Origin of the sequence: Psychrobacter sp., assembly GCF_035469765.1 — a bacterium.
Lineage (GTDB): Bacteria > Pseudomonadota > Gammaproteobacteria > Pseudomonadales > Moraxellaceae > Psychrobacter.
Genome location: NZ_DATIRM010000161.1, coordinates 1 through 8,646, shown reverse-complemented (window position 1 = coordinate 8,646; position 8,646 = coordinate 1). Strand labels below are relative to the sequence as shown.

General features: G+C 41.7%; 5 protein-coding genes and 2 pseudogenes. 3 read left to right on the top strand and 4 right to left on the bottom strand.

The genetic code is table 11. The features are described 5' to 3' along the window. Window positions 1-218: pseudogene (locus VLN09_RS04650) on the bottom strand (dihydroorotase); the annotation flags it as partial. A gap of 353 nt (window positions 219-571) precedes the next feature. Here VLN09_RS04650 and VLN09_RS04645 point away from each other — a divergent pair. After that, on the top strand, window positions 572-1,810 hold the full coding sequence (locus VLN09_RS04645; protein WP_325244147.1) for an argininosuccinate synthase: 1,239 nt from the start codon (window positions 572-574) through the stop codon (window positions 1,808-1,810). Between the two features lie 131 nt (window positions 1,811-1,941). On the opposite strand, the gene VLN09_RS04640 is transcribed toward VLN09_RS04645, so the two are convergent. Next, window positions 1,942-3,219: a hypothetical protein gene (locus tag VLN09_RS04640; RefSeq protein WP_325244145.1), complete on the bottom strand. Its 1,278-nt coding sequence runs from the start codon at window positions 3,217-3,219 to the stop codon at window positions 1,942-1,944. 134 nt (window positions 3,220-3,353) lie between these two features. Between VLN09_RS04640 and VLN09_RS04635 the strand changes: the two genes are divergently transcribed. Then, window positions 3,354-3,869 (top strand): L,D-transpeptidase, encoded by a 516-nt coding sequence (locus VLN09_RS04635; protein ID WP_414709086.1) that lies wholly within the window; start codon window positions 3,354-3,356, stop codon window positions 3,867-3,869. 133 nt (window positions 3,870-4,002) lie between these two features. Here VLN09_RS04635 and VLN09_RS04630 read toward each other — a convergent pair whose 3' ends face one another. Both VLN09_RS04630 and VLN09_RS04625 read right to left on the bottom strand, forming a co-directional pair. Beyond that, complete coding sequence (locus VLN09_RS04630; RefSeq protein ID WP_325244141.1) at window positions 4,003-5,559, bottom strand: CYTH and CHAD domain-containing protein; 1,557 nt, start codon at window positions 5,557-5,559, stop codon at window positions 4,003-4,005. Between the two features lie 272 nt (window positions 5,560-5,831). Continuing rightward, the gene (locus tag VLN09_RS04625) at window positions 5,832-7,418 is read right to left on the bottom strand and encodes an isocitrate lyase (RefSeq protein ID WP_325244139.1); all 1,587 of its coding nucleotides are present in this window, start codon (window positions 7,416-7,418) and stop codon (window positions 5,832-5,834) included. A gap of 704 nt (window positions 7,419-8,122) precedes the next feature. On the opposite strand from VLN09_RS04625, the pseudogene VLN09_RS04620 reads away from it, so the two are divergent. Beyond that, window positions 8,123-8,646, top strand: a pseudogene (locus VLN09_RS04620) (LysR family transcriptional regulator); the annotation flags it as partial.

The window sequence follows — 8,646 nt, the reverse complement described above, 5'->3', positions numbered from 1 at the left end:
CTCAAATTGCTTACTTCTAGATGCTGCATGATACGTGCGCGATAGGCTTGCGCATCATCGACATTTTTGACTGGTGGTACTAGATTCGGCATGCAGATAACTCGGTTAAAGCTTTCTGCCGCATGAGGGACTGTGGTTGCTAACGCCTTGTCATCACGCAAATGAATGTGCCAATCATCGGGCTGCAGGATGGTCAATTCTCTAATTGAATCAGTCATAGTATCGTCGCGCTCTATATCGTCATATCTGGGAGTAAAAGGGAGTCTTGTTGTGCTGCTATCATAACAGATTTGCTTACCTGACTAAATATGTGGCTGGATATCTATACATAATATCTCTACATAAATTGTAGGCAGTTTAACTGGCTACAAAAGCACGATGCCATGTTGACGGTGTTTTTATAGAAAGAATTATGGATTCAGTAGCCGCTGAATCTGGGTGAAAACCTCATGCTTGATGACAGTGCTACTTTTGCCAATGGTAAATATGATGTACACTGAGTGAGCAAACCATCTTCCTCATGATATAGTCGATTTACCTATCATTAAATTCCTCATACTAGGAGTGTTTCATGGCTCAGCTTGATCCAAAAACTATTAATAAAATCGTATTGGCATATTCAGGGGGTCTTGACACCTCAATCATCGCTCGATGGCTACAAGAAACCTATGATGCAGAAGTGATCACTTTCACTGCGGACATCGGTCAAGGTGAAGAAGTTGAGCCTGCACGTGCCAAAGCTGAAGCCATGGGTATCAAACATATCCATATCGAAGACTTGCGCGAAGAGTTTGCTCGTGACTATGTGTTCCCAATGTTCCGTGCCAACGCCATCTATGAAGGTGAGTATCTGCTTGGGACTTCTATCGCCCGTCCACTTATCGCCAAGCGTTTGGTTGAAATCGCCAAAGAACATAATGCCGATGCGATCAGTCATGGCGCGACTGGTAAAGGTAATGACCAAGTACGTTTTGAGCTAGGTGCCGTTGCATTGTCTCCAGATGTCGTGACTATTGCGCCTTGGCGTGAGTGGGATTTATCAAGCCGTGAAAGCTTGATGGAATATGCTAAAGAGCATAATATTGCCATCGATTATGCAGGCAATAAGAAAAAATCTCCGTACTCGATGGATGCCAATTTATTACATATCTCTTATGAAGGCGGCATTTTAGAAGATCCATATGCTGAAGCAGAAGATGACATGTGGCGCTGGTCAGTAAGCCCAGAAGAAGCACCAGATGAAGCACAATATCTGGAATTAGAGTATGAAAAAGGCGACATCGTTGCCATCGATGGTGAAGCGCTTAAGCAATATGAAGTAATGATTAAGCTTAATGAGATTGGCGGTAAGCACGGTATCGGACGTTTGGATATCGTTGAAAACCGTTATGTTGGTATGAAGTCCCGTGGTTGCTACGAGACGCCAGCGGGCACCATTATGTTAAAAGCGCATCGCGGTATTGAGTCATTGACACTTGATCGTGAAGCAGCCCATTTAAAAGATGAGCTGATGCCACGTTATGCTAAGACTATCTACAACGGCTATTGGTTCAGCCCTGAGCGTATGATGCTACAGGCGTTGATTGATAAGTCACAAGAGTATGTTAACGGTACGGTACGTGTCAAATTATACAAAGGTGCGGTAAGCGTGGTGGGTCGTAAGTCAGATGATTCATTATTTGATGAAAAAATTGCGACCTTTGAAGATGATGCGGGCGCCTATGATCAAAAAGATGCAGAAGGTTTCATTCGTCTAAATGGTTTACGTTTGGCAATTGAAGCCAGCCGTGGTCGCGATTTATCAAAATAAGCAACGTTAACGAAAGGTTTTTTAAATTCCTGATGAATTAACTGACCGATAAAAAAGAGTCGCTATTTATATAGCGACTCTTTTTTTATTGCTGATAGGTTTTTATTACACTATTTTCAGGCGCGGCTTTGTCATTCAGCTTTTGACTTTTTATCATCAGCAGCGGTATCTTCTTCTACCATGACGATCGCCACATCTTGCTGTTCCCGTTCTTCAGATTTGGAGTCTTGCGCTAATACTTCTGCTGTTGCAAATACGACACCGTTAGATTTTTGTGTTTGATACTTAATGGTTGCCAAAACCCCAAGACCGCCAATAACAAGCAGAATCAGCAAAATAACAGGGTTTTTCCATAGAGGCGTAGATGCCTCATATTCAATGGGCTTTTCATTAAGGGTGGTTGGTGCAGTGTCATTGTTGCCGCTACTACCGAGCAGTCCTGAGCTGACCAAAGGCGGCTTTGGCGGATTGATAGGTTCAGAGGTAATACGTAGTCGATTGCGCTGCAAATATATCTCTGATATTTTAGCCAGTTGTAAGAGCCAGCGTTGGTGTGGCAAGCCAATAGCTGTCATTTGTGCAAACATCAATAAATCATTATGTTTACCTTGTTGGACGTTTTCAGCTGAGCGTCCAATCGCTTTTAAGTAGTTACCTGTTGCCAGCTGCACGTCTTTTACTGGCTCAAATCGTTCGGGTTTAAATGCTGTCAGATCATACCAATAGGTATCAAAAGCTGGTGGTGGATCTATCAATTGCTCAGCGCTTAATAGGTGACGTTCAGTGCTGTTTACTGACTCTGTTTCTGAAGTCTCTTCTGCTGATAAAATGTTTTGCGTGTCATCGCTATCGTCTGCTGATTCGGTAAGTGTGGACTTTGGGACAAGGGCTGCAAAACGTGCTTGGGACAAGAATTGTGGCTGTAGAGTAAACCATTTATTAATCTCATCATGATCAAGCTGGCTATATTCGACTAAAATAGCCAGCTCGCGTAGCACTATCACACATAAGGAAGTAAGTAGGATTTGCACTTGTGGCGTTGTCGTATCAATCTGAGCTGCGATATGCTCGCTGGCTTTAGTCACACGCGCATTGTCATGAAATATCGCATCAGCGGCATCATAGCGATGGTATAACGTTGCATTTAAAGTGGCAAAATTCATAGAATTGTACTGGCGCATCTCTTTGACTGCACTGCGCCCAAACAGCTTTTTGCTTAGTGCTTGTCCTTGATGGCGCTGCTGATAAGCGAGAAGGGCGCTGATAATCGCTTGTAAGCTGCCATCCATTGCCAGACGCGCCTGCGGCAATGACAGCGCTGCTGCATCTGCTAATAATGACACCAATGGCTTGGTATCTTGATATAGAAAATCATACATCGACACACGTGTCGGTGAAATAGTCGTCATAATCTGCTAGCATTAAAAAGTGTGCCTCTATATTACGGTGCCAAATGCCTTGATACAATCCCTTGATAATAGAAAGTCTCACTCATTTTTATGCTGCTAACAGTCATCATCGAAATAACTGCCGGAAAATTGCTATGACATATAAAGAAAATTTTATGACCCAGATAGTGATTAGCATTGCTCAGCAAACTTTGACCGTTTATAAGCGGCAAAAAGTTATTGCTCACTATCCTGTGTCAACGGCTAAAAATGGGATGGGCAGTCAACAAGACAGTGGTTGTACACCACTTGGTCAGCATATCATTGCAGAAAAAATAGGAGGCAGTGCGCCAAGTCATGCGGTATTTATTGGACGTATAGCGACTGGAGAAATATATAATGCTGAGCTTGGGGCATTAAACCCTGAACGTGATTGGATACTCAGCCGTATTTTTTGGCTAAGTGGTCTTGAAGAAGGGATAAATAAAGGCAGTGATAGTCAAGGTAGCTGTGATACGTATCAACGCTATATCTACCTACATGGAACGCCAGACAGTGAACCTATGGGCGTACCGCTTTCACATGGCTGCGTACGTATGCGAAATCAAGATATTATTGAACTCTTTGAGCAGGTCGAAGAAGGTACGCCAGTGAATATTATCGCCCAATAGAAGTATTGTTAAGTAGCAGTAGCAGCAATGTATGGATTTTAAATTAAGTAGGTCATATAAAAAAGACAGCCATTATTAAATAGGCTGTCTTTTTTCTCTAATATTGATACCTATAGAATGACAATATATTCAATCACCAAAATACTGAGCAAGCATAAAACTTATCCAAACGTTTTTCTGTGGCTTTCTCTATCGGTACTAAAGCAGCATTTAACCAGCCTGCCGCATATAAAGCAGAAGAGTCAGAGCTGGCTTTACTTTGATAGCACTGCTGATAATCAATCATATTGAGCTGTTTATCCAGTGCTTTCTGTGCTTTTACGGCACGTTTTAGCCAACGTTTGGTTTTCTTCTTGCCATATAAAGGTGCTACTAACTCACTGCTATAACGCAAATCTTTTAGATGGTCGTGTAGGCTGTACAGTGCTTTTATGATTGATTCGTTCTCTAGCTCGCTGTTTGACTCATCATAGCTGTCCTCTAAATCTTGCTCAGCCTCAAGTAATTTTTCATAGTACTTAGCAAGTATCTTTTCCAACTTATTGATAGCCAGCTTATGTGCTTGAGGCTCAAGGCTAGGATCGCTCATGGTAAAGGCGATGAGCTCAAGCAACACGATTTGAAAGTCATTGGCACTGATAGCAGCCATTGGTGTGATTGTGAGAGCACCAATATCCGCTGTCCAATCAACGATGGGTGCGCCGTTCTTTTGTAGCCTCGGTTCAATATGAGTACTGAGATAAGCAAGCTTGCGATAATCAGCGAGTAAAGTGGCAGTTTGTTGCAGTATGGCTGACCAATCTGGATTGATTCCATCTGAGAAGCTATCAAATGCTTGTAGCGCAGTATGTAAGCGCTCTATACCGATAGATAGCTGTAAAAGGTGCTCATTATCTTTACTGCCTGCGACGATGGCGCTACTGTTTGGGAGTATTTGCAACAGACAGTTATGCACGACTGCGCGTAAAAAAGCAGGCATACTGATTTTTTTATCGATATTAAGCGCTCTCAAGTCGGCAGCAGTGGCTGGACTATGACTTTGTCCCTTTATAAGTAGACCGCCACGTTCAGCTTTGGTCACGGTAGATAAGCACAATTTATAACGCTGACACCAAGTTTTAGCAGTCGTAAATAAAAAATCTAACTCACCAGATACTAGCTCAAATTCAATTTCTTGAATGGCATCTCTTTGAGTGTCATCGGTGCCATGGATAATTTCTCCATAGTCGTATGCCATCTCAATACTGTTAACGACTTCATCGCTCGTATCTTCTATCAATAAGCGGGTAGTACGCTCTACATCAGTCACATATAAACGGGTCAGTTTTTTAGCCAGTTTTTTTAGCTTAAAATCTGCCAATGCTGGGGCAATAGGGGTGTCTTTATAAATCGTTAAATCAGGCATCAGCTTGTTATTATCGAGCATCGCTTGTACCTGCTCATTATCTAAGGTGGCATTGTGCTCTAGGCACGCTGCAATACCATTGCTGCCCGCTTTAATAGTTTGCACCCAAGCATCGCCCTCTTGACGAATACGCAGACCGATACCAGCCTGTGCAAGCTGCTGATCAGGGGTGTCATAATAATGAGCAGACAGTTGGGTCACTTGTGATGATTTGACTTGTGCTTGGCGCATAAGACCTTTTAATCGCGACTCTGGTACCAAGAATTTTAGCTCTATCTCTTGCATGATTGCTCCTGATTATTTTAATAAATTTATATTATTACCATCGTATGAAAGCTATCAGTGAATAACAAGTAAAATTTTCATTTTGGTTGGCTAAATCAAGCCAAATAAGTACTGAGTAAATAAATGGCGGTTAATTAAAATAGTGATTGAATAGCACTGTAATTTGAGTGGATATCGTTATTTATAGCGCCAAAGATTTATAGCGCATAAAAAAGCCGCCCTACAATGTAGGACGGCTTTTCTTATAACTTTTACTTAGAGATGGTTGGTAATTAGAACTGGTTCATGGTGTTCTTGCCGCCGCCAGCTTTAAGGGCATTTTCACCAGAGAAGATCTCTTTGTGGTCATCGCCAAGGTCAGAACCTGCCATTGCTTGGTGCTTAACACAAGCGATGCCTTCGCGGATTTCTTTACGTTGGACGCCAGCTGCATAAGCAAGCATACCATCTTCACCGAAGTAGCCTTTAGCAAGCTCATGCACGCTAAGTGCAGTGGTGTGATAAGTTGGTAGCGTGATTAAGTGATGGAATACACCCGCTTCACGTGCTGCATCACGTTGGAAGTTTCTAGCTGCTTCGTCAGCTGCTGTATCAAGTTCAGTACCGTCGTAATCAGCACTCATCAAGTCATCTTTATTGTAGGTAGATAGGTCTTTACCTTCTTCTTCCCACTGAGCGATGATTTGCTTACGGAAGTTCAACGTCCAGTTGAATGACGGGCTGTTGTTGTATACAAGCTTGGCTTTTGGCTGTTGCTCTTTAATACGATCTACCATCATTTTGATGTGTGCTACGTCTGGAGTAGGTGTTTCGATCCATAGTAGATCGGCACCATTTTCTAGAGCAGTTACACAGTCAAGTACAACGCGGTCAATATTCGTGTCTTCACGGAACTGATATAGACCATTAGGCAAACGAACTGGACGTACTAGTTTGCCGTTATGCTTAAGCAAGCTGTCGTTTTCTTTTGCATTTTCTAGCGTCACTTCTTCCATTTCGATAAAATCGATATATTGAGAAGCAAGGTCGCCTGGCTCATTTGATACTGGGATTTTTTGCGTGAGTGATGCGCCTTCAGAGTCAGTACGTGCAACGATAACACCGTCTTCAACACCTAGCTCTAAGAATGCATAACGAATTGCATTAATTTTAGAGATAAAGTCTTCGTGCGGTACCGTTACTTTACCCGCTTGGTGACCACATTGCTTAGCGTCAGATACTTGGTTTTCAACCTGGATAGCACAAGCACCAGCTTCGACCATTTGCTTAGTGAGCAAGTAAGTTGCTTCTTCGTTACCGAAACCTGCATCGATATCAGCAATGATTGGCACAACATGTGAATCAAAGTTTTCGATTTTTTCTAGGATAGCTGAGGTGTCTTGACCGGCTTCTTCAGCTGCATTTAGCTCACGGAAGTAGTCGTTCAATACTTTAGCATCGGCTTGACGTAAGAAAGTGTAGATTTCTTCGATAAGTTTAGGTACTGACGTTTTTTCGTGCATAGATTGGTCAGGCAGAGGACCAAACTCAGAACGTAGGGCAGCAACCATCCAACCTGATAGGTAGATGTATGTTTTAGACGTAGTACCAAAGTATTTTTTCTTTGCATACATAGTTTGCTGGGCAATAAAACCATGCCATGCACCTAGAGACTGTGTGTACTGAGACGTATCATTGTCATACTCTTCCATGTCTTGACGCATGATTTTTGCTGTGTACTTAGCAATATCCAAACCGGTTTTGAAACGGTTTTGCATCATCATACGTGCAGCATCAGTTTCGCTGATATTCTGCCAGTTACCGTGCTTCTGCTTTAGTTCACGTACTAAATCGATCGCTGATTTATATTCAGTTGACATCTATAGTCTCCTCAGGGGTGAATGAATTGGTGAATCAAAATAATTGAGATAATTTTTATATAGAGAAAGATGCTGGCAGAAGTAAGAATTTGAAATATAAGCCTCTTGCGCTAGCAGTCCCTACTAAACTATAAGAAAATTCTCATAAAAGCAATAAAAACCTGTCGATTTGGTCAGCTTTTATTATTTTATCTTTGTTTGGTCTGTTATTTCAGTGCAATTGGTTCTTTTCTAATACTTATGCGACTGACAAAGTGCTTATTACCCTAAACAATATAAGGTATTAATTCAAGCTTAAGGACAAATTAGAGCGCCACATTAAGTTTGCATAAGGCTATGAAATAAATTCTATGTCCGTATTTCTATATCAAAATACGATAAAATATATTTGGTAGCCAATCCATTAAAATGCATGGTAACGGTCTGATGTTTAATAATTGTCTAATCAGCGCTTGCTAGCCACTATAGCTAGGTTACCTTGATTTATCTAGTTTATGATTGTTATCTTGGGTATTTTATTTAATTATAGTATATGTAAAACAATGGCTTGTGATGCGTAAATTCAGTTATAATAAGCATATTCCAAAATAATTAACATAAAAATATCCTTATATCAGGCTGTTATAGATGATTTTTTGCCATATAACAGGGCAAAATCTGCCACGTTTGTAATGGTATTTATTTTAAGGTAAAGAGAAAAATATATGAATTTGCAGCGGGTAGATTTAAATTTATTGGTACATTTGGATGTGTTGTTGCGAGAAAAAAACGTCACACGTGCTGCTGAGCAGTTGGGCATCACTCAGCCAGCGATGAGTAATATTTTGCGCCGTCTGCGTAAACTGTTTAATGACCCCTTATTAGTACGCTCATCTTAAGGGATGACCCCGACCGAGCGTGCTTTAGAATTACAGCCTCGTATTCGTGAGATATTGGCTGATTTGACCCAAGTGCTTGAGCCGCGCACGGAGTTCCGTCCCTATAGTACCTCACGTGTTTTTCGGATTATGACCTCTGATTATGCTGAGGCGACCTTGGTTCCTAAGCTTGTAAAAGCGTTACGCTCAGAGGCGCCCAATGTCATCTTGGATTTCTTAACGCCATCGGACGTCTCATATCGTGATATGGAGCAGGGGCGAGTGGATTTGGCAATCAACCGCTTTAATGAAATCCCGCAAAGTTTCCATCAAGTGTTGGTCTGGCGCGATACCTTTAGCTGTCTATTGTC